This is a genomic window from Streptomyces sp. NPDC050674 (assembly GCF_040654575.1).
GTDB lineage: Bacteria > Actinomycetota > Actinomycetes > Streptomycetales > Streptomycetaceae > Streptomyces.
In genome coordinates, this window is sequence record NZ_JBFAIG010000028.1 from 1 (window position 1) to 25,420 (window position 25,420).

At 74.0% G+C, this 25,420-nt stretch carries 19 protein-coding genes; 12 read left to right on the top strand and 7 right to left on the bottom strand.

Going from position 1 to position 25,420, the window contains the following annotated elements:
• The 5 genes from AB0I06_RS32175 to AB0I06_RS32195 form a co-directional block, all read left to right on the top strand.
• On the top strand, positions 1–4,129 hold a 4,129-nt coding region (locus AB0I06_RS32175; protein WP_363122385.1), incomplete at its 5' end, for a thioester reductase domain-containing protein.
• 117 nt (positions 4,130–4,246) lie between these two features.
• Positions 4,247–4,825: a pyridoxamine 5'-phosphate oxidase family protein gene (locus AB0I06_RS32180; RefSeq protein ID WP_363122386.1), complete on the top strand. Its 579-nt coding sequence runs from the start codon at positions 4,247–4,249 to the stop codon at positions 4,823–4,825.
• Between the two features lie 394 nt (positions 4,826–5,219).
• Positions 5,220–6,281, top strand: a complete 1,062-nt coding sequence (locus tag AB0I06_RS32185) for an N-acetylmuramoyl-L-alanine amidase (protein WP_363122387.1) — start codon at positions 5,220–5,222, stop codon at positions 6,279–6,281.
• Between the two features lie 130 nt (positions 6,282–6,411).
• A complete protein-coding gene (locus tag AB0I06_RS32190) occupies positions 6,412–6,642 on the top strand; it encodes a DUF2945 domain-containing protein (protein WP_363122388.1) in 231 nt (76 codons plus the stop codon).
• 4 nt (positions 6,643–6,646) lie between these two features.
• A complete protein-coding gene (locus AB0I06_RS32195; RefSeq protein ID WP_363122389.1) occupies positions 6,647–6,982 on the top strand; it encodes a DUF3140 domain-containing protein in 336 nt (111 codons plus the stop codon).
• Positions 6,983–7,036: 54 nt separating this feature from the next.
• Here the strand turns inward: AB0I06_RS32195 and AB0I06_RS32200 are convergent, their stop codons facing one another.
• The 6 genes from AB0I06_RS32200 to AB0I06_RS32225 all read right to left on the bottom strand — a co-directional run bounded on the left by AB0I06_RS32200 (position 7,037) and on the right by AB0I06_RS32225 (position 16,823).
• Positions 7,037–7,207 carry a hypothetical protein gene (locus tag AB0I06_RS32200; RefSeq protein ID WP_363122390.1) on the bottom strand — a complete coding sequence of 57 codons (171 nt, stop codon included), beginning with the start codon at positions 7,205–7,207 and terminating at the stop codon, positions 7,037–7,039.
• 211 nt (positions 7,208–7,418) lie between these two features.
• Positions 7,419–7,649, bottom strand: a complete 231-nt coding sequence (locus AB0I06_RS32205; RefSeq protein ID WP_363122391.1) for a hypothetical protein — start codon at positions 7,647–7,649, stop codon at positions 7,419–7,421.
• 388 nt (positions 7,650–8,037) lie between these two features.
• Entirely contained in the window at positions 8,038–9,060 is a 1,023-nt protein-coding gene (locus AB0I06_RS32210; RefSeq protein ID WP_363122392.1) for a hemolysin family protein, read from the bottom strand.
• Positions 9,057–10,409, bottom strand: a complete 1,353-nt coding sequence (locus AB0I06_RS32215; RefSeq protein WP_363122393.1) for a hemolysin family protein — start codon at positions 10,407–10,409, stop codon at positions 9,057–9,059. Before AB0I06_RS32215 ends, AB0I06_RS32210 begins: the two co-directional genes overlap by 4 nt.
• Before the next feature lie 543 nt (positions 10,410–10,952).
• Complete coding sequence (locus AB0I06_RS32220; RefSeq protein WP_363122394.1) at positions 10,953–12,698, bottom strand: hypothetical protein; 1,746 nt, start codon at positions 12,696–12,698, stop codon at positions 10,953–10,955.
• A gap of 99 nt (positions 12,699–12,797) precedes the next feature.
• On the bottom strand, positions 12,798–16,823 hold the full coding sequence (locus AB0I06_RS32225) for a bifunctional nitrate reductase/sulfite reductase flavoprotein subunit alpha (protein WP_363122395.1): 4,026 nt from the start codon (positions 16,821–16,823) through the stop codon (positions 12,798–12,800).
• Positions 16,824–17,016: 193 nt separating this feature from the next.
• Here AB0I06_RS32225 and AB0I06_RS32230 point away from each other — a divergent pair, with 193 nt between their 5' ends.
• The 4 genes from AB0I06_RS32230 (at position 17,017) to AB0I06_RS32245 (ending at position 19,686) form a co-directional block, all read left to right on the top strand.
• Positions 17,017–17,412 (top strand): cell division protein SepF, encoded by a 396-nt coding sequence (locus tag AB0I06_RS32230; protein ID WP_363122396.1) that lies wholly within the window; start codon positions 17,017–17,019, stop codon positions 17,410–17,412.
• Positions 17,413–17,531: 119 nt separating this feature from the next.
• Positions 17,532–18,665, top strand: a complete 1,134-nt coding sequence (locus tag AB0I06_RS32235) for an ATP-binding protein (RefSeq protein WP_363122397.1) — start codon at positions 17,532–17,534, stop codon at positions 18,663–18,665.
• Complete coding sequence (locus AB0I06_RS32240) at positions 18,658–19,017, top strand: nucleotide pyrophosphohydrolase (protein ID WP_363122398.1); 360 nt, start codon at positions 18,658–18,660, stop codon at positions 19,015–19,017. The genes AB0I06_RS32235 and AB0I06_RS32240 overlap by 8 nt, the downstream gene beginning before the upstream one ends.
• 198 nt (positions 19,018–19,215) lie before the next feature.
• On the top strand, positions 19,216–19,686 hold the full coding sequence (locus AB0I06_RS32245; RefSeq protein ID WP_363122399.1) for a DUF6099 family protein: 471 nt from the start codon (positions 19,216–19,218) through the stop codon (positions 19,684–19,686).
• Between the two features lie 61 nt (positions 19,687–19,747).
• On the opposite strand, the gene AB0I06_RS32250 is transcribed toward AB0I06_RS32245, so the two are convergent.
• Positions 19,748–19,921: a hypothetical protein gene (locus tag AB0I06_RS32250; RefSeq protein WP_363122400.1), complete on the bottom strand. Its 174-nt coding sequence runs from the start codon at positions 19,919–19,921 to the stop codon at positions 19,748–19,750.
• 357 nt (positions 19,922–20,278) lie between these two features.
• Here AB0I06_RS32250 and AB0I06_RS32255 point away from each other — a divergent pair, with 357 nt between their 5' ends.
• The 3 genes from AB0I06_RS32255 to AB0I06_RS32265 all read left to right on the top strand — a co-directional run bounded on the left by AB0I06_RS32255 (position 20,279) and on the right by AB0I06_RS32265 (position 25,352).
• Entirely contained in the window at positions 20,279–21,199 is a 921-nt protein-coding gene (locus AB0I06_RS32255; protein WP_363122401.1) for an LLM class F420-dependent oxidoreductase, read from the top strand.
• 152 nt (positions 21,200–21,351) lie between these two features.
• Positions 21,352–22,815 (top strand): 3' terminal RNA ribose 2'-O-methyltransferase Hen1, encoded by a 1,464-nt coding sequence (locus tag AB0I06_RS32260; RefSeq protein ID WP_363122402.1) that lies wholly within the window; start codon positions 21,352–21,354, stop codon positions 22,813–22,815.
• Positions 22,812–25,352: a polynucleotide kinase-phosphatase gene (locus tag AB0I06_RS32265; protein WP_363122403.1), complete on the top strand. Its 2,541-nt coding sequence runs from the start codon at positions 22,812–22,814 to the stop codon at positions 25,350–25,352. The genes AB0I06_RS32260 and AB0I06_RS32265 overlap by 4 nt, the downstream gene beginning before the upstream one ends.
• Positions 25,353–25,420: the final 68 nt, after the last annotated feature.

Here is a 25,420-nt window from a genome sequence, read left to right on the forward strand (position 1 = left end):
CCGGTTGGCCGAGGGGGAGGATCTGCGGTCGGCCGACTACTGGGTGAGCCAGGTACGGCAGGCGGTCCGCTACGCCGACGCCGTCACCACCCTGGCCGACCAGGGAGTGCGCACCGTGGTCGAGGTCGGCCCCGGCGGCGTCCTCACCGCCCTCACCCGAACGGTGCTCGCCGACCGGGACGACATCACCGTCCAGGCCCTCCAGCGGGCCGACCGGCCCGAACCCTCCGCGCTGGCCGACGGCATCGGCGCCCTGCACGCCCGGGGCGTGAGCGTCGACTGGGAGGCGTTCTTCGCCGGCACAGGGGCCCGCCGGGTCCCCCTGCCCACCTACGCCTTCCGCCACCAGCGGTACTGGGCCGACGCGCTCGCGGCCGGACGCCGTGACGCCGGCGGGTTCGGCCTGGACAGCACCGATCACCCCCTCATCGGGGCCGCGCTGTTCCCCGGAGACCGCGACGAGGCGGTGTTCACCACACGCCTGTCGGCTCGGACGGACCACCTCCTGGCCGCCCACACCGTCGCCGGACAGACCGTCGTGCCCAGCACGGTCCTCGCCGAACTGGCCGTCCGGGCCGGGGACGAGACCGGCTGCACGACCCTGGACGAACTCGTCGTCGAGACGCCCCTGGTGCTGCCGGGCGAGGGAGCCCTGCACCTCCAGGTCCGTGTCGGCGAGCCGGACACCGAGGGCCGGCGTGCCCTCACCGTCCACGCCCGGCCCGACGAGGGCGAAGCGTCCTGGACGCGCCACGCCCACGGCCTGCTCAGCGACGCGCCGCTCGTCCCGCCGGCCGGCACCGAGCCGGCCACGGCGTGGCCGCCGGCCGGCGCCGAGCCACTCCGGGACGCCGGCAAGGACGACGAACTCCCGCGGGCGCAGGACGAGTTCTACGAGCGCTTCGCCGCCGCCGGAGTGCACTACGGGCCCGTGTACCGGGGCCTCGCCCGGATGTGGCGGCGCACCGGCGAGCTGTACGCCGAAGTGACCCTGGCCTCGGACGGCGACCAGCCCGCCGAGGGCTTCGGACTCCACCCGGCCCTGCTCGAGGCCGCCCTTCAGCCGCTGTACGCCGTCGGACCGGCCGGGCCGCCGTCCACGGCGACCCGGTGGCGCGGACTGCGGCTGTACGCCGTCGGCGCGGACACCCTGCGTGTGCACCTCGCCCCGCTCCCCGGTGCCGGCGACAGCTACACGGTGCGCCTCACCGACCCGGCCGGACAGGTGGTCGCGGTGGCCGACGCCGTCACCGTGGGCCCCCTGCGCGCGCAAGCGCTGCGGGCCGCCGGCTCCCGGCAGCGGGACGCCCTGCACCACGTGGAGTGGACCGCCCGGCCCCTGCCCGCCGCCTCCTTGAACTGGCTCACCCTCGGCTCCGCCGACCACCCCGACGTACCCGCCGTCGCGGCCGCCGTGGCCGGCGGGCACCACGGGGCCGTACGCCTCGACCTGACCACCCCCGAAGGACGCACCGCGCAGGACGCCGTCCGGGACACCGTGGGCCGGGCCCTGTCGTGGGCGCGGCAGTGGCTCGCCGAGGAGAGCCTGGCCGCGACGCCGCTGGTGGTCGTCACCCGCGGCGCCGTCACCGTCACGGGCGACGAGGACGTCACCGACCCGGCCGCCGCTGCCGCCTGGGGCCTGCTGCGCTCCGCGCAGTCGGAGACGCCCGGACGGATCGTCCTGGTCGACGCGGACGGCGAACCCGGCCCCCAGGCGCTGTCCGCCGTGGTCGCCTCCGGCGAACCCCAGGCCGCGATCCGCAACGCCGGCCCCGGCACCGCGCCCCGCATCCACGCACCGCGCCTGCGGCGCACCCCGGTGCCGCAGCCCGCGGCCGACGGCCCCCGCGCGGTGTGGGACCCGGACGGCACCGTCCTCGTCACCGGCGGTACGGGGTCGCTCGGCGCCCACTTCGCCCGCCACCTGGTCACGCGTCACGGGGTGCGCCACCTGCTGCTGGTCAGCCGGCGCGGCCCGGACGCCCCGGGCGCCACGGCGCTGCGCTCCGAACTGCGGGCATCGGGCGCGTCGGTGACCCTGGCCGCCGCGGACGTCGCCGACCGCGCCGCCCTCGCGCGGGTACTGGCCTCGGTGCCGGCCGCGCACCCGCTGCGCGGCGTCGTCCACACCGCGGGCGTCCTCGACGACGGCGTCATCACCGCGCAGACGCCCCAGCGGCTCGACGCCGTGCTGCGGCCCAAGGCCGACGCGGCCTGGAACCTGCACGAGCTGACCCGGGGCGCCGACCTGACGGCGTTCGTGCTCTTCTCGTCCGTGGCCGCCGCCGTAGGAGGCCCCGGCCAGTCCACCTACGCCGCGGCCAACGCCCACCTGGACGCCCTCGCCCAGCACCGCGCCGCGTCCGGCCTTCCCGCCACGTCCATCGCCTGGGGCCTGTGGGAGCAGGCGACCGGGCTGACCGGCGGGCTGACCGAGACGGACCTGAAGCGGATCGCCCGCAGCGGCTTCCGCACCGTCCCGCAGGAACTCGGCACGGCCCTGTTCGACCTGGCCCTGGACACCGGCCGCCCGTACCTCGTGGCCACGCCGCTCGACCTCCCCGTCCTGCGCCGCCAGCCGCAGGTCCCGGTGCTGCTGAGGTCCCTGGTGCGGGTGCCGGTCCGGGCCACGGCGCGGGGCGCGGCCGACTCCGGGCCCGCCCTCGGCGACCGGCTCGCCGGACTCGACGAGGCCGCCCAGCACACCCTCGTCCTCGACACCGTGTCCGCCGAGATCGCGCGCGTCCTCGGCCGCACCGGCACCGTCGACCCCGAACGACCCCTGCAAAGCAGCGGTTTCGACTCCCTCACCTCCGTGGAACTGCGCAACCGGCTCGCCGCCGTCACCGGCCTGCGGCTGCCCGCCACCCTGGTCTTCGACCATCCGACCCCCCGGTCCCTGGCGACGTACCTGCGCGCCGAACTCCTCGCGCCCGAGGACGGCACCGAGCCGGGTCCCGCACCCGACTACGCCGCCGACCTGGACCTGCCCGCCGACATCCGCCCGGCCGACGAGGTCGTGCACACCGTCACCGACCCGTCCGACCTGCTGATCACCGGCGCGAGCGGGTTCCTCGGCGCGTTCCTGGTACGCGACTTGATGCGCACCACGACCGCCCGCCTGCACTGCCTGGTGCGCGGTGCCGACGACGCGGCGGCGTACGAGCGGCTGCGCTCCAGCCTCACCTGGTACCGCGTGTGGGACGAGGTCGACGAGAGCCGGCTGCGGGTGCTCTCCGGGGACCTGGCCGAGGAGCGACTCGGCCTGAGCGAGGGGGACTTCGACGGTCTCGCCCGTACCGTGGACGCCGTCTACCACGCGGGCGCCACCGTCCACTGGCTCCACCCCTACGAGGCACTGCGCGCGGCCAACGTCCACGGCACCCGGGAGATCCTGCGCCTGGCGGCCCGCCACCGCACGGTCCCGGTGCACTACATCTCCACCGTCGGCGTCTTCAACGGCCCGGTCACGCCCGGCGTCCCGCTGAAGGTGACCGACCCGACCGGCCCCGCCGAGGCGCTGCCCAGCGGCTACCTCCAGTCCAAGTGGGTCGCCGAACAGCTCGTCGGCCTCGCCCGGGAGCGGGGCCTGCCGGTGTCGGTGCACCGCGTCGACGTCATCTCCGGCGACACCCGCAACGGCGCCTGCCAGACACGTGACTTCGTCTGGCTCAGCCTCAAGGGCCTCCTCCAGGCTCAGGCCGCCCCGGCCGGGGTCGGCGGCCGCTTCCACCTGCTGCCCGTCGACTACGTCAGTGCCGCCATCGTCGGGATCTCCCGGCGCGAACGGGCCGGTGGCACCTTCCACCTGTTCAACCGGAGCTCGCTGAGTCTCGCCGACTGCGTGTCGTACCTGCGCGGACTCGGGTACCGGCTCGACGAGAGGGAATGGGAGCAGTGGAGCGCCGCGGTGCGGTCCGACCGGGACAACGCCCTGCTGCCGCTGCTGCACGCGTTCGAGATGATGACGTCCGACACCGACGGCTTCTACCCGCCGCTCGACACGGCCGAGACCGAGGCGGCGCTGACCGGCACGGGCATCGCCTGCCCGCCGCTGACGCGTGAACTCTTTGCCAGGTACGTGGAGTTCTTCGTCCAGGAAGGGCACTTCCCGCCCGCCCCGTGACCCGTGAGGTCCTCCGACCGGACACCACGGGCCGCCCGGCCGCTCCCCCCGAGCGGCCGGGCGGCCCGCCCCTGTCCCCCTGTTCATGCCGCCGCGTAGGGAATCCGAGGTATCGCCATGGGCGCCGCACAGGTGCGTTCCTTCTCCGAGATCGAGGCCGCCTTCGTCGAGTACGTCCAGCGGACCGTCTACTGCACGATGGTCACCGTCGACCGCCACAACCGGCCCCGGGCCCGTGTCGTCCAGCCCGTCTGGGAGACCGTCGGCGGACGCCCGGTCGGGTGGCTGGCGGTCTTCCGCACCCCGGTGAAGGCCGCCCACCTCGCGAACAACCCCCACACCACCTACGCGTACTGGCACCCCTGCCAGGACGCGGTGTTCGTCGACAGCGTCTCGGCCTGGGCGCACGACCGGGACACCAAACTCCGTGCCTGGGAGCTGTACCGCCGCAACAGCCCGCCGGGCGTCGGCTACGACCCGCACCTGTACTGGAGTGCCGGACCCGACAGCCCCGACTACCACCTGCTGCGCATCGACCCCTGGCGCGTGCAGGTTCTGCGCGGTGCGGACCTGAGCAGCCGCATCTGGACGGTCGAGGCCCCGCAGACCTCCGTGAACCGTTCGGCTCCCGGCCGCCCGCCTCCGCCCCCGGCCCCCTCGGGCGGCGATCCGGACGCAGCGGCGCCCCGGTCGTGACCCCCGCGGCGGACACCGGCCCTCGCCGGGAACCGGCAAGTCCACCCGCAAGCGGTCGGATTCAGGTCGTCCGCGGCGGCGGGCCCGGCCCGGGGTTCGGATCTCGTCCCGGCCGGCGGGGAGCCGGCCGTGCCGCGGACCGGCGCACACAAGGAGGGCGGCCCACCCGCCCCGGCCCACCGGCGTCGTAATCGCGCCGATTTCACGGACGTGCCTACGGCGAGGTGAGCGGCGGGGCGAGCGGCGCGAGAATGGTGAGGGCCGGGGGCAGCGGGCTCCGGGGACCGGCACGCCGCTGCGTCACCCGGCACGCTCCGAGTCCAGGCACGCTCCCCAGATGTGATGGACCGTCTTCAGACCGGCATCCCCCCACGCCGGAACGGAGGACCGACACATGGCCACCCCGCTCACCGCCTCCCGGCTCGTCGCCGCGTTGCAGGCCGAGGGCTGCGCCGTTCGCGAAGTCAGCGGATGGCGCACCAACAACCGCAATCACAAAGGCCCTTGGGGGCCCGTGCACGGTGTGGTGATCCACCACACCGTCACCGGGCCCGGCACGGACGTCGTCAGCCTGATCTACCACGGTCACAGCGCCCTGCCCGGCCCGCTCGCCACCGGCTGCATCACCAAGGACGGCGTCGTCCACCTCACCGGCAACGGCCGGGCCAACCACGCCGGCGGCGGTGACGGCGACGTGCTGAACGCCGTCATCGGCGAGTCCTACGGCACGTATCCGCCCCCGACGCACGAGCACGACGGCTCGCCCGGCGCGGTCGACGGCAACGCCCGCTTCTACGGCTGGGAATGCGAGAACAAGGGGGACGGCAGGGACCCGTGGCCCCCCGCCCAGTACACCGCCATGGTCAAGGCCACCGCCGCGGTGTGCCGCGCCCACGGCTGGGGCCCCAAGAGCGCCATAGGGCACCTGGAATGGAGCGACTGGAAGGTCGACCCGCGCGGATTCGACATGGCCGGCTTCCGCCGTGACGTCGCCGACGCCCTGGCCCACCCGGCGGGCCGGTGGGAAGGAGAGGACCCCATGCCCCAGTACGTCAACCTCGGCGCCGCCGAGCAGTACGCCCTCGAACCCGGCACCTGGGACTCGGTCGAGTTCACCGAGGAGTGGACCGACGAGACCGGCGACCACGCCACGGGCGGGAGCGTCTTCGCCCGCGGCCCGGCTCGCTTCGGCGGAACCCTCAGCCTCCACCTCGACGGCCTGCCCGCGGGCGCGGTCGTGCAGGCGCGCATGTCCGAGTACCAGGACGACGAGCTCCGCGCGGACCATCCGATCCACGAGATCACCGGGACGGGCGGCGGCACCTTCGTGGTCCTGCCCCTGACCAAACGGATCGCGTCGGGCCGCAGCATGCGGGTGCGGCTGCTGAACCAGGCCGCCGTCCCGGTCACCGTCGCGAGCGCCGTGCTGACCGTGCTGGTGTGGAAGGAGCCGTGAGGGGACGATCACCCGCCCCGGCCTTCGCGTGACGCCGCCGGCACCCCGGCCGAGCGGGGCCGGGCTGCGCCCTGACCGCCGAGCCCGCACGCTGGGAGGACAGCACACTTCACCGCGAGGGAGCACCGGCATGGCGAAGGGCCGCAGCGACAGCGGGAAACCGGAGAAGGGCGACAAGGTCACCTGGAGCAGTCACGGCAACCGGGTCGAGGGCGAGGTGGAGAAGGAGATCACCGAACGGACCGAGGCATCCGGCCGCACGGTCGACGCCTCACCGGACGACCCGCAGTACGAAGTGCGCAGCGACAAGTCCGGCCGGACCGCGGTGCACAAGCCGTCAGCGCTCAAGAAGAAGAAGTGACGGCGTGGACGCCGAGGAGCGCGAGGAGACCTGGCACGACTTCCGTGAGCTGGTGAACATGACACCGGCAGGTCTGGAGAAGTGGCTGGCGTCCGACGACTCGCGAAGCGCCGGGCAGCACCAGGACGGGGGCGAGTCCACCGGGCACGCCTCCGGCCGGCGGATCGTGGAGATCCTGCGGTCCGGCAAGGACGACCTCACGGACGACGACTACCGGCACATGCGCAAGGTCGTCGGCTACGTCCGCCGCCACCTGGCCCAGCGTCCCTCCGGGGACGTACGGGACACGCGGTGGCGGCACTCCCTGATGAACTGGGGCCACGACCCGCTCGGCGGGTGACGGCCGGAGCCCGGGGAGCGTCATGCCGACAGGAGGCCGGGCGGCCTCCGGGTGTCACTGCGCGCCGGTGTCCTGGGGAGCCGGGGCGACGCCGTTCAGCGCCTGGGTCAGCTGGTGCTGCGTCTCCTCGGCCACCACACGGGCCTCCTCGACGACGTCGCCTCGTTCACGGATGAGGCTCTCGTAGATCGGCAGTTCTTCGGTTCGTGTCGAGTCCGCTATCACAGCTTTTTCCAATCGCTTTGCATCCGGGATCTGAAGGGTCCGAGTAAGTCTGCGTCACGGCCTGCCACCGCGTTACTCACCCCCGGGGCGTCCAGATTTCCATCACGTGCTTCGCAAATCCCACACGTGTGAGGGCCCGGCCCCGCATCCGCCGCCGCGCACACGGAAGGGCCCCGGGAAGCGCTTCCCGGGGCCCTTCGCGCGTATCGCGTCAGAGCGACGTCGTGTGCACGCCCGCGCTCGCGCCGGCGGCCGCGCCCTCCGGCGAGAGGACCGCCTGCACGGTGGCGCAGGCCTCGCCGGTCAGGGGGCCGACCAGGCCGGCGGACAGGCCGCCCACCAGGCCCGCGGAGACACCGGCGCCGCCCGCGTTGCCACCGGCGACGGCGTCCAGGTCGGCGTCGGAGAGCTCGGCGGTGTCGACCCGAGAGGTGAGGTTCATGGGGGTGTTTCCCTTCGCGTGAATGTCTCGCAGGGGCGGTGAGCGTGGGGGAAGCCGGAGAGCGGGGACCGTGGTCCCGCCCCGGCCGCTCCCGCCGTGGGCAGGATGAAAGCACTCCCCGCAGAGGAGAGCCAACCGCCCGGCGCCGCCGTACGGCTGCGTTCCGCGATCGCCTTCACCGCTGTGACCGCCCGGTCACCGGATGCGCCCACTCCTTCACACAGCCCGTCGCCCGGTCCGGCGCGGGAGGGTTGCGCCCCGGTTCCCGAAGCGGGCACTTCGCCGCCAAGCTCCCATGCCGTCGCGCAGGCTACGCGTCGGGCCGGGCACTTCGCCGCCCCACGGCGCGCGGTGTGCAGATGTGCTGGATGTTCGGGCCCCGGGCCCGTCAGGCCGCCGCGGCCGGCTGCATCAGACGGGCCAGCAGGTCGTCCAGGGTGACCAGGCCGGTGAGCCGGCCCGAGCCGTCGCGCACCACGGCCAGGGACGAGCGGCGGCGGCGCAGCACCTCGATCGCCTCGGCGACCGTGGCGGTCTCCGTGAGCTCGGGCACCGGCCGGGCGAGATCCCGCGCGGTCCCCGCCCGGCCCCGGGCCCGGGCCACCAGGGCGTCGCGCGCGTGCACCGAGCCGAGGACGGCGCCGTGCTCCCGGACCAGCAGCCGGGTGCGGTCGTGCTCGGCGGCGAACCGCAGCAGCGCGTCGACGTCCGCGCCGCCCTCCACCCAGGTGATCTCGGCGGCCGGGATGCGCAACGCGGCGACCGGCGTGTCCGGCTCGGTCAGCGAGCGGGTCAGCAGCTCCGAGTCGGTCGCGCTGATCAGGCCCAGCCGCTCCGACTCCTCCACCAGGTGCGTCAGCTGCTCCCGGTTGTGCACCGAGGCCAGCTCGTCGCGCGGGGCCACCCGGCACAACCGCACCAGGGTGTTGCTCACCCGGTTGAGCAGCCGGATCAGCGGCCGCACGGCCCGCACCACGGCCCGGAAGGGCGGCGACAGCAGCATCGCCGAACGCTCGGGGTGGGCGATCGCCCAGGACTTGGGCGCCATCTCGCCGACCACCATGTGCAGGAACACCACCACGACCATGGCGACGGCGAACGCCACGCCGTAGCTCACCGCACTGGGCAGGCCCAGCGCGTGCAGCAGCGGATCCAGCTCGTGGGAGATCGCCGGCTTGGACACCGAGCCCAGGCCCAGGGTGCACACGGTGATGCCCAGCTGGGCACCGGCCAGCATCAGCGACAGCTCGCGCATCCCGGCCAGGGCCGCCCCGGCACCGCGCCGCCCCTCGGCCGCCGCCTTCTCCATGCGGTGCCGCTTGGCGGCGACCAGCGCGAACTCGGCCGCCACGAAGAAACCGCTGCCGATCAGCAGCAGCACGGTCACGAAGACCGCCATCGGGAAACTCACGCCATCTCCTCGGTTTCCGCGGCTTCCCCGGCCGCCACGAGCGGGCTGATCCGGACCCGGTCGGCCACATGCCGGTCCAGGGTGCGGACGTCGATCAGGACCCGCCCGCCCCCGGGCAGCTCGACCGTGACCCGGTCGCCGACCGTCGGGAAGCGGCCGAGCCGGTCCACGACCAGTCCGGCCACCGTGTCGTAGTCGTCGCCCTCCGGCAGTCCGACACCGGTCGCCTCGGCCACCTCGTCCACCCGGCGGCCGGCGTCCACCAGCCAGCCGTCGCCGTCGGGGGCGGCGAGCAGGGTGACCTTGTCGGACTCGTCGGCGATGTCACCGACCAGCTCCTCGGCGATGTCCTCGTAGGTGACGATGCCGGCCACGCCGCCGTGTTCGTCGAGGACGACCGCGAACTCGTCGTCCTGCTCCCGCATCCGTGCCACCGCGTCGGGCAGCGCAAGCGTGTCCGGCAGCAGCAGCGGCCGCCGGGCCACCTCACCGGCCCGCGCGCCCGCCAGGCGGCTCGCGGGCAGCGCCATCAGCTCACGCACGCCCAGCACGCCCACGATGTCGTCGGGGTGGTCGCCGAGCACCGGGTAGTTGGAGTGGCCGTGCCGGGCGATCAGACCGACCGCCTCCTCGGCGCCCGCGTCCTTGCGGACGAACACGGCGTCGGCGCGCGGCACCATCACCTCGTCGAGGGCGCGCTCGGAGAACTCCAGCGCGTGGTCCAGCAGCGCGGCGGTGTCCTCGGGCAGCTCGCCCCGCTCGTGGGACTCTCCGATGAGGTGCCCCAGCTCCTCCAGCGTGGCGCCGTGGTGCAGCTCCTCGACGGGCTCGATGCCGGCCTTGCGCAGCAGCCGGTCGGCGGCGCTGTCGAAGATCCGCACGACAGGGCCGACGACCTTCAGGTAGGCCAGCGTCGAGGGGGCCAGCGCCTTGGCCAGCCGCTCGGGCACGGCGATGGCGAGGTTCTTCGGCGCGAGCTCGCCCAGCACCATCTGCACGACCGTGGCCAGCACGAAGGCGAGCACGACGGCGACGGTGCCGACGGCCGCCTCGGGCAGGCCGATCCCCGACAGGGCGGGCCTGAGCAGGGCGGACACCGAGGGCTCGGCGATGAAGCCGACGACCAGTCCGGTGACGGTGATGCCGAGCTGCGCGCCGGACAGCATGAACGACAACCGCTCCAGCACCGTGAGGGCGCGGGCGGCTCTGCGGTCCCCGGCCTCGGCCTCACGCGCGAGAGTGAGCCGGTCCGCGGAGACGTAGGCGAACTCCTGGGCGACGAAGTAGCCGGTGCCGGCGGTCAGCACGAACACGGCCAGCAGGCCCAGCAGGGCTTCGGCGGCACTCATCGAACACCACCCCGCCGTGTGCCGCGATCACGCATGTCGTGGCGGGATGGTCGGGGACTGTGCCCCGGAGGGTCCGTCGGTCTGGCGGACAAGAACGCGCTCCTTAGAGGTGTGGTGTGTCTCCGGTACAACGATCGCCGCCGCGCCGGTGTTCCCGGATTCTACGGCCGTGTAGATGAAGCCGCCCGGAGCGCGGGGCGCGGCGGCGGTCGATCTGCCCGGGGCGGGGGAGTGCCCGGCGAGCCACGGGGGCGCGTCGCAGCGGAACACGGCCGTACGGCCGCCCGGCGTTCCGGTATCCGGCGTGACCGTCGAAACGGGCATGCCGGGGGCGGGCCCCCTGGCGGAAGCGGCCGGAGGGGACCACGGCCGTGCGGCAGGGTGTTCCGGCATGATCACGCCGGGCGTACGGGCGATCACGCCGGGCGTACGGGCGTACGGGCGTACGGGCGTTCCTGGCGGGCCGCCGGTGAGACTCCTCCGTGGCCGGGCCACGGTCACCGCGCCCCTCCAATCCCCCCGGGCGGGGGCCCGCCCCCGCCGTCACCTCGCCGCGCGCACGGACCCCCGCACAACGGACCCCTGGACATCCGTGCTCGACAGGGTCTGCGGCGACGCGGTGAACGCGCGCAGCCGGATCCGGGCGCCCGGCCGGGGGAGGAGGAAGCGCCCTCCGGGCGCCCGGAGTTCGTAACGGGCCGTGCCGTGCGCGGGCACGGTCCGCGGGCCCCGGACCACGCGCCAGTACGGGTCCATGCCCTGGCCCGTCGTCAGGGTGAAGTGCGGGGCGAGGGCCGTGTCGCCGGTGTTGGCCACCTGGAGGGTGAGCCCGGACACGGTTCCCGGGGTGGGGTGCCGGGCCTGCGTGACCCGCATGCGCAGGGGCGGTGTGCCCGTCGCCGCCACCGCCGCGCAGGCCAGCGCGGGCGCGAGCAGCAGGGCCGTCGCCGCGATCCGGGCCGGGCGGCGGTGCGGCCCGGACAGCGGGCCGGGGCGGGGCTGCCAGGCCCGGGCGAAGGCCGACGCCGGAGCGGTCACCGCGGCCGCCAGCCACAGCGGCGTCATCAGCAGGTAGTAGCCGTCCTGCGACCGGGTCGCCAGATAGAAGGCGCACCAGGGCAGCACGGTCGCGGCCGGGCCGAGCCGCCGCACGAACAGCACCAGCAGCACGAGGAGACCGGCGAGGAGCAGCAGGCTCGCGCGGGAGTACCAGACGATCCGGTCGCTGCCGTCGGTCAGGTACAGCGAGATGCCGACCACGCCCTGGCCGTGCAGCACCGCCCCCTGTGTCAGCGGCAGGGCGACCCCCTTCAGCCAGCGCCCCGGCTCGCTCACGACGAAGTACGCGTTGATCAGCAGCCACACCCCGGCCGCGGTCCCGGCGTACCTGAGCACGACCGGCGCCGCCCGCCCGCCCGGCTCACCGCGCCGCACCGCGTAGATCCCCGCCAGGAGGAACGGCGCGAGGAACCACGGGAGCTGCTGCGCCGCGCACGCCGCACCCAGACACGCGGCCCGTGCCAGACCCCCCGCACCGAGCCGCCCGCCCGCACCGGTGCGGGTCCAGCGCACCACCACCGGCACCAGCAGCGCCAGCGCCACGATCGCCGGGTAGCCCAGCCGTCCGTACGACGGCAGCATGCCGAAGCCCAGACACACCAGCGTCGCCGCCGACCGCCACGGCGCCGGCAGCATCCGCCACAGCGCGACCGTCCCGGCGATCAGCGCGCCCGTGCTCACCGCCGTCGCGGGGGTGCCGCCGTGCCCCAGCCACAGGAAGGGCACGGTCAGCAGCGGCGCCAGCGGCGGGTAACCGTAGGTGAGGTCGTAGCCGCCGGTCACCGTCGGGGTGAGGGCCACGCCGTGGCCGAAGAGCCAGGGCCACGGCTGCCCGTACACCGGGTGCCCCGCGGCCAGCTCGCGTGCCGCCTGGGTGGTGAGAAGGGCCTCGTCGGAGCCGTTGTGGAGCATGATCCAGGCGCACAGGGTGAGCGTCACGCCCGTCACCAGCACGCACAGGTCCACCCGGGCCAGCGACCGGGCCCGGCCGACGACCAGGGCCAGCACCCCACACACCAGGATCGAGGCGTAGCACAGCGAGATCACCGCGGCCACCAGCGGACGGTGGCCGGCCGCCGACGTCCACACCGCTCGCGTACCGATCATCAGACCGATGTCGGCGAGCAGGGTCAGGACGCGGTGCCACTGGGCCGGGGGAGCCGGCGGCGCGGATCCCGCCGACTGCGTGCGCGGGCCGGGCACCACCAGCGTGGTTTCTGCCGAGTACACGCCGCAGGACGCTAATCGCCTCCGGTGAGGGGGGCCCGGACGGAGGTGAAGATTCCGGTGTGGACCGGGTAAGCGGGCCGTCGGCTGCCCGGCGGCGGGTCAGTACACGTCCCGCACGTACCGCTTCTCCGCCGCCAGCTGCTTCACGAACACGGCCGCCTCCGTCTCGCCCAGCCCGCCGTGCGTCATCGCGATCTCCCGCAGCGCACGGTCCACGTCCTTCGCCATCCGGGAGGCGTCGCCGCAGACGTAGAAGCGGGCCCCGTCGCGCAGCCAGTGCCACAGCTCCGGCCCGTGCTCGCGCATCCGGTCCTGCACGTACACCTTGTTGCGCTGGTCCCGGGAGAAGGCGGTGTCCAGCCGGGTGAGGGTGCCCTCGGCGAGCAGCGCCGTCAGTTCGTCCTCGTAGTAGAAGTCCGTCGCCCGGTGCTGCTCGCCGAAGAACAGCCAGTTGGGGGCCCGGTGGCCGAGTGCCCGCCGCTCCTGGAGGAAGCCGACGAAGGGCGCCACGCCGGTGCCCGGGCCGACCATGATCATCGGTGTGGAGGCGTCGGCCGGGGGCCGGAAATGCGGCGAGCGCTGCACGAACACCGGCACCCGCGTGTCCGGTGCGGCGTCCGCGAGGAACGGCGAGCAGACTCCGCCGCGCGCCCGGCCGTGCCGGTTCTCGTACCGCACCACGGACACCGTCAGCGACACCCGGTGGGGGTCGGCCAGCGGGCTGGACGATATGGAGTACAGCCGCGGCTGGAGCCTGCGCAGCACCCCGGCCCACTCCTCGGCGCTCGCCCGCACCGCGTACTCGGCGAGCACGTCCACGGCCTGCCGCCCCCAGCTCCACTGCGCCAGCCCGTCCTTGTTGTCGGGCCGCAGCAGTCTGCGCAACTCATGCCTGTCCCGGGCGCGTTCGGCCACGAAGCGCAGCAGGTCGGGGGTGATCCGGGTGATGTCGAGATGCCGGTGCAGCGCCTCCCCGAACGGCACCTCCCCGACCCCGTCGACCGGTACGGCCGCCCCGGCGTCCACGCCGGTCACCGCGAGCCACTCCTCCACGAGCGCGGGCGCGTTGACCGGCCGCACCCCGAGCGCGTCACCGGCCTCGTAGGCCAGGTCCGTCCCGCTCGTGTCGAAGGTGAACCGCCGGACCTCCTTGCCCGCTCCGGCCCCGCTGAGCAGCCGGTTGCCGACGAGCCGGGCCGTGGTGAGGGGTTTCGGCCTGGCCCTGGGTTCGGCCGGGGGTGCGGCAGCCGTGCCGCCGAGCGCCGAGAGGACCTGGTCGAGCCACTGCCCGGCGGACGGCTCGAAGTCCGGCTCGCAGTCCGTGCGCGGGGCCAGCCGCACCCCGCCCAGCTCGTCGAGGCGCGCGTCCAGCCGCCGCCCGTGCCCGCAGAAATCGTCGTACGAGGAGTCGCCGAGGGCCAGCACCGCGTACCGCACCCCGTCCAGCCGCGGGGCCCGCTCGCCGCTGAGCGCGTCCCAGAAGCCCGAGCCGTTGTCGGGCGCGTCGCCGTCGCCGAAGGTGCTCGTGATGAACAGCAGGTCCGCCGTGCGGGCGAGTGCCGTGACGTCGGCGTCGTCCATCCCGAGCAGCGTCGTACGGTGCCCGGTCGAGGTCAGCCGCTCGGCGGTGGCGGTGGCGAACTCCTCCGCGTTCCCGGTCTGCGAGGCCCACAGCACGACGACCTCACGTCCGGGCCTCTCCCGCGGCGCCGCCGCCCCCGTCCGCGAGTACATGCCGGCCAGGACGCCGTTCACCCACAGCGCGTGCTCCGGGGAGAAGGGCGCGTCCGGCGGCAGCACCGGCACCCCGGGGGCGCCCGCGCCGAGCCCGGCGAGGAAGCCGGTGAGGTACCGGCGCTCCTGGGCGGAGAGCACCGGGGGAGGAGAGGGTTCGAGGCCGAAGGGGTGCGCGGTGCCCGGCGCCACCGCGGTGGGCGCCAGGACCGGGGACCGCGGCTCGGGCGCCGTGGACGCCACCTTCGCCAGCGACACCGCGCACACCTTGAACTCCGGCTGGAACGACAGCGGATCCACCGCGTCGCTCGTCACCGCGTTGACGCTCAGGTACTCGCCGAACAGGTCGTTCCAGTGGAACGGCGCGAAGCAGCACCCGGGCCGCACCCGGTCCGTGACGACCGCGGGCAGCACCGCCCGCCCGCGCCGCGAGGCCACCTCGACGAGGTCACCCTCGGCGACGCCGAGCTCCGAGGCGTCCCCGGGGTGCAGCTCCACGAACGGCCCGGGATTCAGCTTGGTGAGCTTGGCGACCTTCCCGGTCTTGGTGAGGGTGTGCCACTGGTGCTGCACGCGCCCGGTGTTGAGCACGAACGGGTAGTCGTCGTCGGGCAGTTCGGCGGCGGGCAGATGCGGCCGCGCGAAGAACACCGCGCGCCCCGACGCCGTCGGGAAGCGCAGCCCCTCCTCACCGACGTACCGGATCGGATTGCGCTCCGGTCCGTCCTCCCGCGCGGCGGGCCACTGCACGGGCGTCTCGCGCAGCCGCTCGTAGGTGACCCCGCTCAGATCCCACCCGGTCCGGGGGTTCCGGAACCGCCGGATCTCCTCGAAGACCTGCTCGGCGCTGTCGTACGAGAACCCCTTCTCGTACCCCATGGCGCACGCCACCTCCGCGATGATCCGCCAGTCGGCCATCGCCTCCCCGGGCGGGTCCACGGCGGCCCGGGTCAGGGTGAGGTTGCGCTCGCTGTTGACGAAGACACCCTCCGCCTCGGTCCACATCGCGCCGGGCAGGACGACATCGGCGTACGCGTTGGTCTCGGTGTCGGTGAACACGTCCTGTGTGACGACGAACTCGGCGGCCTCCAGGCCCTCGATCACCGTACGGCGGTTGGCGACCGAGGCGACCGGGTTGGTGCAGATGATCCAGCAGGCCTTGATCTCCCCGTCGGCCATCCGCCGGAACATGTCGACGGTGCCCTGCCCGGACCCGTCGGACCGCAGCTTCCCCGGCGGCAGCTCCCACACCTCCTCGGTGAACGCCCGCTCCTCGTCGACGAGCACCGAGCGCTGCCCCGGCAGCCCCGGCCCCATGTACCCCATCTCGCGCCCGCCCATGGCGTTGGGCTGCCCGGTCAGGGAGAACGGCCCGGCACCGGGGCGGCAGATCGCTCCCGTGGCCAGATGCAGGTTGACCAGGGCGTTGGTGTTCCAGGTGCCGTGGGTGGACTGGTTCAGGCCCATCGTCCAGCAGCTCATCCACCGCCTGCCCGCCGCGCCGATGACCCGGGCCGCCTCGCGCAGGTCGTCCTCGGCGACGCCGGTGATCCGGGCGACGGTGGCCGGGTCGTAGTCGGCGAGGAACGCGGGCAGGGACTCCCAGCCCTCGGTGTGCGCGGCGACGAACTCCTCGTCCACATGGCCGCCGTCGTACAGCAGACGCAGCAGGCCGTTCAGCAACGCGAGATCGGTCCCCGGCCGGAGCTGGAGGAACACATCGGCTTTCGCGGCGGTCGCGGTCCGCCGCGGATCGACGACGATCAGCTTGGCGCCCGTCTTGACCCGTTCCATCATGCGCAGGTAGAGGATCGGATGGCAGTCGGCCATGTTCGACCCGATCACGAGGAAGGCGTCCGCCCGGTCGAAGTCCTCGTACGAACCGGGCGGCCCGTCCGCGCCGAGCGACAGCTTGTAGCCGGTGCCCGCGCTCGCCATGCACAGCCGCGAGTTGGACTCGATCAGGTTCGTCCCCACGAACCCCTTGGCCAGCTTGTTCGCCAGGTACTGCGCCTCGAGACTCATCTGCCCGGAGACGTAGAAGGCGACCGCGTCCGGCCCGTGCTCGTCGACGATCGAGCGCAGCCGCGCCGCCGTCCCGGCGATCGCGTCGGCCACGGGCACCGGGACCGGCTCCTCGCCCCGGTCGTCGCGCACCAGCGCGCCGGTCAGCCGGCCGGGCGCGGCCAGCATGTCGGCCGTCGTCGCGCCCTTGGTGCACAGCCGCCCCGCGTTCGCCGGATGCGCCTTGTCGCCGGACGCCTTCAGCACGGTCCGCCGCCCGTCCGGGCCCGTTCCCACGTCGAGCACGAGACCGCAGCCGACACCGCAGTACGAGCAGACGGTGCGCACCTGCCGCGTGTCCGGCCGGCTCCCGGGGGTCGTGGTCATGCCCCGACGGTACGAATCGCCCGTTACGCCTGCGTCACACGGCTTGATCACCAGGGGTTACGCCCGTCACACAGCCGCCTTCCGGCCGTTGTGAGGTGCATCGAGGTGGCGGAGCGTGTCGCTGTTGGGCCGAACGGGTGACTCTGCGCAAGAATTGCCCGATGCAGACAGCGAGCGCGACCCAGGACGGAGCATGCCGGTGAGCAGCCACGATGTCACCGACGAACAGTGGGAGGGGCTCGCCCAGGTCGTACCGCTGCGGGGCCGGGACGCCTGGCCGTCGTCCGTCGGCCACCGGTCCATACCCGAGGCCGAGACGCAGACCCGCCGCCGTTTCGTCGTCCTGCGCGTCAATGTCTTCGCCGACGCGCGGGACGTCGCCGAGCGGTTGATGGCGGGGGTCCCGGTCCTCCTCGACCTCACCGGCGCGGAGACGGAGGTCGCCAAGCGGGTCCTCGACTTCAGCACCGGCGTCGTCTTCGGCCTGGCGAGCGGTATGCACCGGGTGGACCGCAACGTCTTCCTGCTGACACCGGCGGGGACCGAGGTGACCGGGCTGATGGAGGGGGCGGGGCTTCCCGGGATGTGACCGCTGGGACGACCGCGGGGGTGATCGCGGTGATGACCGCGGGGCGGGCCGTAGCCCGATCGTAGGAAGCCTCGGAGACGGAACGGTTCGTCCTGCCGGTGGAGCCCTACCGTCCGGGCATGACCCAGCCCGCCCTCCCCGGCCGCCCCCGCATCACCGAACTGCGTCTGGCCGCCTTCACCACCCACCGTCGCGCCGCGTTCCCGCTCGGGCCCCTCACCCTGCTGGCCGGTCCCAGCGGCTGCGGCAAGACCAGCGCGCTGCGGGCGTACGAGGCCCTGGCCCGGCTCGGGGGCGGTGCCGTGCTCGGCGCGGTGTTCCCCGACCCCGTCGCCTGCGTACCGGAACGGGCCCGGCCCGACGCCCAGCGCCGCCGGGGCTTTCGCATCGGCTGCACGGCCGACGGCCCCGCCGGACCGGTCCGGCTCGACGTGGCCGTGCAGGCCGAGCCCGAACTGCGCGTCGTGGGTGAGCGGTTGTCGGCCGACGGGCAGGTCCTGCTGGAGACCGCCCTGCGCGACCCGGGCAAGCGCGCCGTGCAGGCCGCCTGGCACACGGCCGGACCGACACCGGTGACCCGCGGGCCGCTCCCGGACGACCGGCTCGGCACGCCCCTGCTGCCGCTGCGCGTCGCGGGCGGGACACCCGGGCAGCGCAGGGTGCTGGCCGCCGCCGAGCAGATGGTCGTCGCCCTGCGCTCGGCGTTCGCCTGCGACCCCGAACCCGCCCGCATGCGCGGCCCGGTGGCATCCGGATCCGGCCGGCTGCTGGGCGGCTGCGGCAACCTCGCCGACGTGCTGTGGCGCACCCGCGCCGAGTGCGGACGGCGGCACGCGCAGTTCGTGGCGGCGGTGCGGGCGGGGTGCGCGGGACCGGTGGCGGACGTGCTGGCCCGGCTCGACGGGGCCGGGTCCGTCACCGCCGCCGTCGACCGGGGCAACGGCTTCCGCACGGATCTCGGGCGGCTCGGCCGTGGTGAACTGCGCTACCTCGCCCTCGCGTTGGTGCTCCTGACCGGACCGGGCGTGCTGGAGGTCGACCCGGCCGGCGAGGTGCCCGCCGCGCTCCAGACGCTCACCGTGCTCGCCGACGGTTTCGACCGGGATCTGGACCCACGCCAGCGACGGGAACTGCTGGACGTGGCGGCCCGGATGTGCGCACGCGGGCACATCCGGCTGGTCGGGGCGGTCAGCGACGCCTCCTGGGCCGCCGGGACGGACGGGGTCACGGTGGTACACCTGGACCGTGACTGATCCACTCGACGTACCGCAGCCCGGCCCCCGTGACGAACCCCCGGACGTGGCGGCACTGCAACGCCGGCTGGCCGAGTTCGCCGCCGCGCGGAACTGGCAGCCGTACCACACCCCCAAGAACCTGGCCGCCGCCCTCAGTGTGGAGGCGTCCGAACTGGTCGAGATCTTCCAGTGGTTGACGCCCGAGGAGTCGGCGCGGGTCATGGCCGACCCGGACACCGCGCACCGCGTCAACGACGAGGTCGCCGACGTGCTCGCGTATCTGCTCCAGCTGTGCGAGGTGCTCGGCGTCGATCCGCTGGCCGCCCTGGCCGCGAAGATCGACCGGAACGAACGGAGGTTCCCGCTCTAGCCCCTCACTCCCGCCACAGGGAGCCGCACAGTCCACTTGCACGCTGAGTAACCGAAATGCCGCCCGAATCCGAATTGTTGTCCGCAGATTTCCGTCTTCCTCTGGCTTTTCGTCTCACGCCCTCTCACTCTGGGTAGTGAACTAGGGAGTGCGGGCAGACGGACGCGCGCGGCGCGTCGGACAAGACGGGGGCAGCGCATGGACGCGGTGCGGCTCATCGTGACGAGCAGGCGGTCCCTGGCGGCGGGCGGCGACGCGCGGGAGACCCTGGCCGAGGTGTGGCAGGCGCAGGCCCTCGCGCAGGCGATAGGAAGCCGCCTCGCGGTCGCCGGACCGCCCGAACTGCGGGGCGAGGCACTGGGATTGACGGAGCTGGCGGGCCGGGGCTGCGGTGTCCTCGACCCGCCGGAACTGGCCCCCGGCGAGCTGCGGGCGGGCCAGCTCACCGAACTGGGCGAGGCCCGTCACACCCTGATGTACCTCGGTGGCCTCCTCGGCGAGGTCGGCATCGCCCTGGTCGCCCTGGCCAGCGCCGCCGCCGACGAGGGCACCTACTGGCAGTGCATGGAGGCCATCGACGCGGCGGACGAGTCCCGCGACCGCGTCCTGGAGATGCTCCGCAAACTCGCCGACCGGGAACAGACCCTGCCGGAGCGGGAAGCGGGGTAGGGAGGCGTCCTGGGGGCGTACCGGGCGGGGCGCGGCGCGGGCAGGGTCCGGCGCGGCCCTGCTATCCCGGCTGCCCCTCCTCGACGGCCCCGCGCTCGGCGTCCCCCGCCGCCTGGAGATCGGCGTCCAGCGCCGACAGGTCCGCGTTCAACGCCGCCATCAGCTCCTCCATCTGCTGCAACAGCCCTTTCGGCTGCCCGCTCCCGCCCTGCTGCGGCACGGTCTCTTCGGACATGACGGCCTCCTCGGCCCCCGGCCCCCCGGGGAGGCCGACGCGGGTGACGCCCCGGCGGTCCACCCCCGGTGCGGAAGCCGGGGGCTCCGGCTCCGCCCGAGCCAACGATCACCGCCGGGGCCGGTCACTGGCCCGGTCAGCCGCCTGAGGCGGTATGGACGTAATTTCACCCGACCGGGGAGCGCCCGGTCGGCGGGAGACGGCCGCCCGATCGCGCACCCCGGGGTGACCGGCCCGCGGGAAGGGGCCTCCTGATCGCGCACTCCGGGGTGACCGGCCCGGGGGAGTGGCCTCCTGATCGCGCACCCCGGGGGAGGCGACCTCCTGATCGCGCACCCCGGCGTGCAGGATGGACGTATGGATCTGCGCATCTTCACCGAGCCCCAGCAGGGGGCCACCTACGACACTCTGCTCACCGTCGCCAAGGCCACCGAGGACCTCGGCTTCGACGCCTTCTTCCGCTCCGACCACTACCTCCGCATGGGCAACGTGGACGGCCTGCCCGGCCCCACCGACGCCTGGATCACCCTGGCCGGACTCGCCCGCGAGACCAAGCGCATCCGGCTCGGCACCCTGATGACCGCGGGTACCTTCCGGCTGCCCGGCGTGCTCGCCATCCAGGTCGCCCAGGTCGACCAGATGTCCGGCGGCCGGGTGGAACTCGGCCTCGGCGCGGGCTGGTTCGAGGAGGAGCACAAGGCCTACGGCATCCCCTTCCCCAAGGAGAAGTTCGCCCGGCTCGAAGAGCAGCTGGAGATCGTCACCGGCCTGTGGGGCACGGCCCCCGGCAAGACCTTCGACTTCCACGGCGCCCACTACGACCTCACGGACTCTCCCGCGCTGCCCAAGCCGGCCCAGGAGAAGATCCCGGTGCTCGTCGGCGGCCACGGCCCCACCCGCACCCCGCGGCTGGCCGCCAAGTACGCCGACGAGTTCAACATGCCGTTCGCCTCCGTCGAGGACAGCGAGCGCCAGTTCGCCCGCGTGCGCGCCGCCGCCGGGGAAGCCGGCCGAGGCGACGAGCTGACCTACTCCAACGCCCTCGTCGTCTGCGTCGGCCGGGACGAGGCGGAGGTCGCCCGCCGGGCCGCCGCGATCGGCCGCGAGGTCGACGAGCTGAGGCTCAACGGCCTGGCCGGCTCACCGGCCGAGGTCGTCGACAAGATCGGCCGCTACGCCGAGATCGGTGCGAGCCGTATCTACCTCCAGGTCCTCGACCTCGACGACCTCGACCACCTGGAGCTCATCTCCGCGCCGGTGCAGTCGCAGCTCGCCTAGCGGTCCCGGGCGCCCTCGATAAACGAAGGCGCTGGTGGGCACGGGTGTGCGAAGCTGTGGGCGTCGTCCTGCCGGGCCCCCGGGATCACCGTCCCGGGGGCCCGCGCACGCACGGCGGCGAAACCGTCCACCCAGCCGGAGAGGCCCTCCGCATGTTCCTGACGATCACGACCACCGGCACCCCGGAACGCCCCGCCACCGACCTCGGCTACCTGCTGCACAAGCATCCCGACAAGGCGCAGGCGTTCTCCACCTCCTACGGCACGGCCCACGTCCTCTACCCCGAGGCGGAAGCCCAGCGCTGCACGGCGGCGCTGCTGCTGGAGGTCGACGCGGTGGCACTGGTCAGGCGCGGCAAGGGCAAGGGCCGCGGCGGCGCCCCGGACGCGGCCCTGGCGCAGTACGTCAACGACCGCCCCTACGCGGCCTCCTCCCTGCTCGCCGTGGCGCTGAGCAGCGTCTTCTCCAGCGCCATGAAGGGCGTCTGCCACGCCCGCCCGGAGCTGCCGGGGCAGGCCAGGCCGCTGCGCGTCGAGGTGCCCGCACTGCCCGCCCGCGGCGGCCCCGACCTCGTGCGGGCGCTCTTCGAGCCGCTCGGCTGGACCGCCGCCGTCGAACCCGTGCCGCTGGACACCGCGTTCCCCGAGTGGGGCGACTCGCGCTACGTGAGCCTCGTCCTGGAAGCGGACACGCTCACCCTCGCCGAGGCCCTGCGCCACCTCTACGTCCTGCTCCCTGTTCTCGACGACGCCAAGCACTACTGGGTCGCCCCCGACGAGGTCGACAAACTGCTGCGCGCCGGCGAGGGCTGGCTGCCCGGCCACCCCGAGCAGCGGCTGATCACCAGCCGCTACCTCTCGCGCCGCTGGTCGCTGACCCGGCAGGCCACCGAGCGCCTGGAACTGGTGCGGCTCGCCGAGGCCGACGACAGCGCGGTCGAGGAGATCGACAACGCCGTCGAGGCGGAGACCGAGGCCGAGGAGAAGCCGACCCCGCTGGCCGTGCATCGCCGCGAGGCGATCGTCACGGCGCTCCGCGCGTCCGGTGCCGCCCGGGTCCTCGATCTGGGCTGCGGGCAGGGCCAGTTGGTGCAGACCCTGCTCAAGGACCCGGCCTTCACCGAGATCGTCGGTGTGGACGTCTCGATGCGCGCGCTCACCATCGCCTCCCGGCGCCTCAAGCTGGACCGCATGGGCGAGCGGCAGGCCTCCCGCGTCCAGCTCTTCCAGGGCTCCCTGGCGTACACCGACGCCCGGCTCAAGGGCTACGACGCCGCCGTGCTCAGCGAGGTGATCGAGCACCTCGACCTGCCCCGGCTGCCCGCCCTTGAGTACGCGGTGTTCGGCTCCGCACGCCCGCGGACGGTCCTGGTGACCACCCCGAACGTCGAGTACAACGTGCGCTGGGAGTCCCTCCCGGCCGGCCACGTCCGGCACGGCGACCACCGCTTCGAGTGGACCCGCGAGGAGTTCCGCGCCTGGGCGGAGGCGGTGGCCGAACGGCACGGCTACGGCGTCGAGTTCGTCGCCGTGGGCCCCGACGACCCCGAGGTGGGCCCGCCCACCCAGATGGCCGTGTTCACGATGACCACCCCGAAGGAGGCGAAGGCGGCATGACCGACGAGACGCAGGGGCGCGTGCTGCCCGTCACCGACCTGTCCCTGGTGGTGCTGATCGGCGCCACCGGCTCCGGCAAGTCCACCTTCGCCCGCAGGCACTTCAAGCCCACCGAGGTCGTCTCGTCCGACTTCTGCCGCGGCCTGGTCTCGGACGACGAGAACGACCAGAGCGCCACCAAGGACGCCTTCGACGTCCTGCACTACATCGCGGGCAAGCGCCTGGCCGCCGGCCGCCGCACCGTCGTGGACGCGACCAGCGTGCAGTCCGACGCCCGCCGCCAGCTGATCGACCTGGCCAAGCGGTACGACGTGCTGCCGATAGCCATCGTGCTCGACGTGCCCGAGGAGGTGTGCGCCGAGCGCAACGCGGCCCGCACCGACCGCGCCGACATGCCCCGCCGGGTCATCGGCCGCCACACCCGCGAACTGCGCCGCTCCCTGAGGCACCTGGAGCGCGAGGGCTTCCGCAAGGTGCACGTCCTGCGCGGCGTCGACGAGATCGAGCACGCGACGGTCGTCACCGAGAAGCGCTTCAACGACCTGACCCACCTCACCGGCCCCTTCGACATCATCGGCGACATCCACGGCTGCTCCGCCGAACTGGAGGCGCTGCTGGCCAAGCTGGGCTACGTCGACGGCGTCCACCCCGAGGGCCGTACGGCCGTCTTCGTCGGCGACCTGGTCGACCGCGGCCCCGACAGCCCGGGCGTGCTGCGCCGCGTGATGGCCATGGTGAAGTCCGGCAACGCCCTGTGCGTGCCCGGCAACCATGAGAACAAGTTCGGCCGTCACCTGCGCGGCCGTAAGGTCCAGCACACCCACGGTCTCGCCGAGACCATCGAGCAGATGGCGGGCGAGAGCGAGGAGTTCGTCGCCGGGGTACGGCAGTTCCTCGACGGCCTCGTCAGCCACTACGTCCTCGACGGCGGCCGGCTGGTCGTCTGCCACGCCGGGCTGCCCGAGAAGTACCACGGCCGCACCTCCGGCCGGGTCCGCAGCCACGCCCTGTACGGCGACACCACCGGCGAGACCGACGAGTTCGGCCTGCCGGTGCGCTACCCCTGGGCGGAGGACTACCGGGGCCGGGCCGCCGTCGTCTACGGCCACACCCCGGTGCCGGAGGCGACCTGGCTCAACAACACCATCTGCCTGGACACCGGCGCCGTCTTCGGCGGCAAGCTCACCGCGCTGCGCTGGCCGGAGCGCGAGCTGGCCGACGTACCGGCGGAGCGGGTCTGGTACGAGCCGGCGAAACCGCTGCTCACCGAGGCGCCCGGCGGGCAGGACGGCCGGCCGCTGGACCTGGCGGACGTGCGGGGCCGCAGGGCCGTCGAGACCCGGCACCAGGGCCGCGTCACCATCCGCGAGGAGAACGCCGCGGCGGCCCTGGAGGTCATGAGCCGCTTCGCGGTCGACCCGCGGCTGCTGCCGTACCTCCCGCCGACCATGGCCCCGACGGCCACCTCGCACGTGGAGGGCTACCTGGAGCACCCCGCGGAGGCCTTCGCCCAGTACAAGGACGACGGTGTCGCGCGGGTCGTGTGCGAGGAGAAGCACATGGGCTCGCGGGCGGTGGCCCTGGTGTGCCGCGACGCGGAGGCCGCCCGCAAGCGCTTCGGCGTGGAGGGCCCCACCGGGTCCCTCTACACCCGCACCGGCCGCCCCTTCCTCGACGACGAGGCGCTCACCGAGGAGATCCTCGGCCGGGTGCGCGCGGCGGTCGACGAGGCGGGCCTGTGGGACGAGCTGGAGACGGACTGGCTGCTGCTGGACGCCGAGCTGATGCCCTGGTCGCTGAAGGCGTCCGGGCTGCTGCGGTCGCAGTACGCCGCCGTGGGCGCCGCGTCCGGCGCGGTGCTCCCGCGGGCGCTGGGCGCCCTGCGCGGCGCGGCGGAACGCGGCGTGGACGTGACCGGCCTGCTTCCCCGCACGGGTGAACGGGCCGCCGACGCCGCCGCGTTCACCGAGGCCTACCGCCGCTACTGCTGGAGCACGGACGGCCTGGAGGGCGTGCGCCTGGCACCGTTCCAGATCCTAGCGGTCCAGGGCCGCAGCCTCGCCGGCCTGCCGCACGACGAGCAGCTCGCCCTGCTCGACCGGCTCGTCGAGCACGACGGCAGCGGCCTGCTGCAGACCACCCGGCGGCTCTACGTCGACACCGCCGACCCGGAGTCGGTGCGGGCCGGTGTCGACTGGTGGCTGGAGATGACCGGCCGCGGCGGCGAGGGCATGGTCGTCAAACCGGTCGGCGCGGTCGTCCGGGACGGCCAGGGCCGCCTGGTGCAGCCCGGCATCAAGTGCCGCGGCCGCGAGTACCTGCGGATCATCTACGGCCCGGAGTACACGCGCCCGGAGAACCTCGCCCGGCTGCGCTCGCGGTTCCTCAACCACAAGCGGTCCCTGGCCATCCGCGAATACGCCCTGGGCCTGGAGGCCCTGGACCGGCTGGCCGAGGGCGAACCGCTGTGGCGGGTGCACGAGGCGGTGTTCGGGGTGCTGGCGCTGGAGTCGGAGCCGGTCGACCCGAGGCTCTGACCGCGGACACGAACGATTCCGGCCAGGCTTGTCCCGCCTGGGGCGCTCCTGGCCGGACCTCGCCCTTC

Excerpts from the sequence above, each read along its gene's own strand:
- AB0I06_RS32185 (WP_363122387.1), top strand. The coding sequence starts at position 5,220 with ATGGCCACCCCGCTCACCGCCTCCCGGCTCGTCGCCGCGTTGCAGGCC.
- AB0I06_RS32230 (WP_363122396.1), top strand. The coding sequence starts at position 17,017 with ATGCCGGTGAGCAGCCACGATGTCACCGACGAACAGTGGGAGGGGCTC.
- AB0I06_RS32255 (WP_363122401.1), top strand. The coding sequence starts at position 20,279 with ATGGATCTGCGCATCTTCACCGAGCCCCAGCAGGGGGCCACCTACGAC.
- AB0I06_RS32265 (WP_363122403.1), top strand. The coding sequence starts at position 22,812 with ATGACCGACGAGACGCAGGGGCGCGTGCTGCCCGTCACCGACCTGTCC.
- AB0I06_RS32245 (WP_363122399.1), top strand. The coding sequence starts at position 19,216 with ATGGACGCGGTGCGGCTCATCGTGACGAGCAGGCGGTCCCTGGCGGCG.
- AB0I06_RS32250 (WP_363122400.1), bottom strand. The coding sequence starts at position 19,921 with ATGTCCGAAGAGACCGTGCCGCAGCAGGGCGGGAGCGGGCAGCCGAAA.
- AB0I06_RS32225 (WP_363122395.1), bottom strand. The coding sequence starts at position 16,823 with ATGACCACGACCCCCGGGAGCCGGCCGGACACGCGGCAGGTGCGCACC.
- AB0I06_RS32215 (WP_363122393.1), bottom strand. The coding sequence starts at position 10,409 with ATGAGTGCCGCCGAAGCCCTGCTGGGCCTGCTGGCCGTGTTCGTGCTG.
- AB0I06_RS32205 (WP_363122391.1), bottom strand. The coding sequence starts at position 7,649 with ATGAACCTCACCTCTCGGGTCGACACCGCCGAGCTCTCCGACGCCGAC.
- AB0I06_RS32190 (WP_363122388.1), top strand. The coding sequence starts at position 6,412 with ATGGCGAAGGGCCGCAGCGACAGCGGGAAACCGGAGAAGGGCGACAAG.
- AB0I06_RS32260 (WP_363122402.1), top strand. The coding sequence starts at position 21,352 with ATGTTCCTGACGATCACGACCACCGGCACCCCGGAACGCCCCGCCACC.
- AB0I06_RS32235 (WP_363122397.1), top strand. The coding sequence starts at position 17,532 with ATGACCCAGCCCGCCCTCCCCGGCCGCCCCCGCATCACCGAACTGCGT.
- AB0I06_RS32180 (WP_363122386.1), top strand. The coding sequence starts at position 4,247 with ATGGGCGCCGCACAGGTGCGTTCCTTCTCCGAGATCGAGGCCGCCTTC.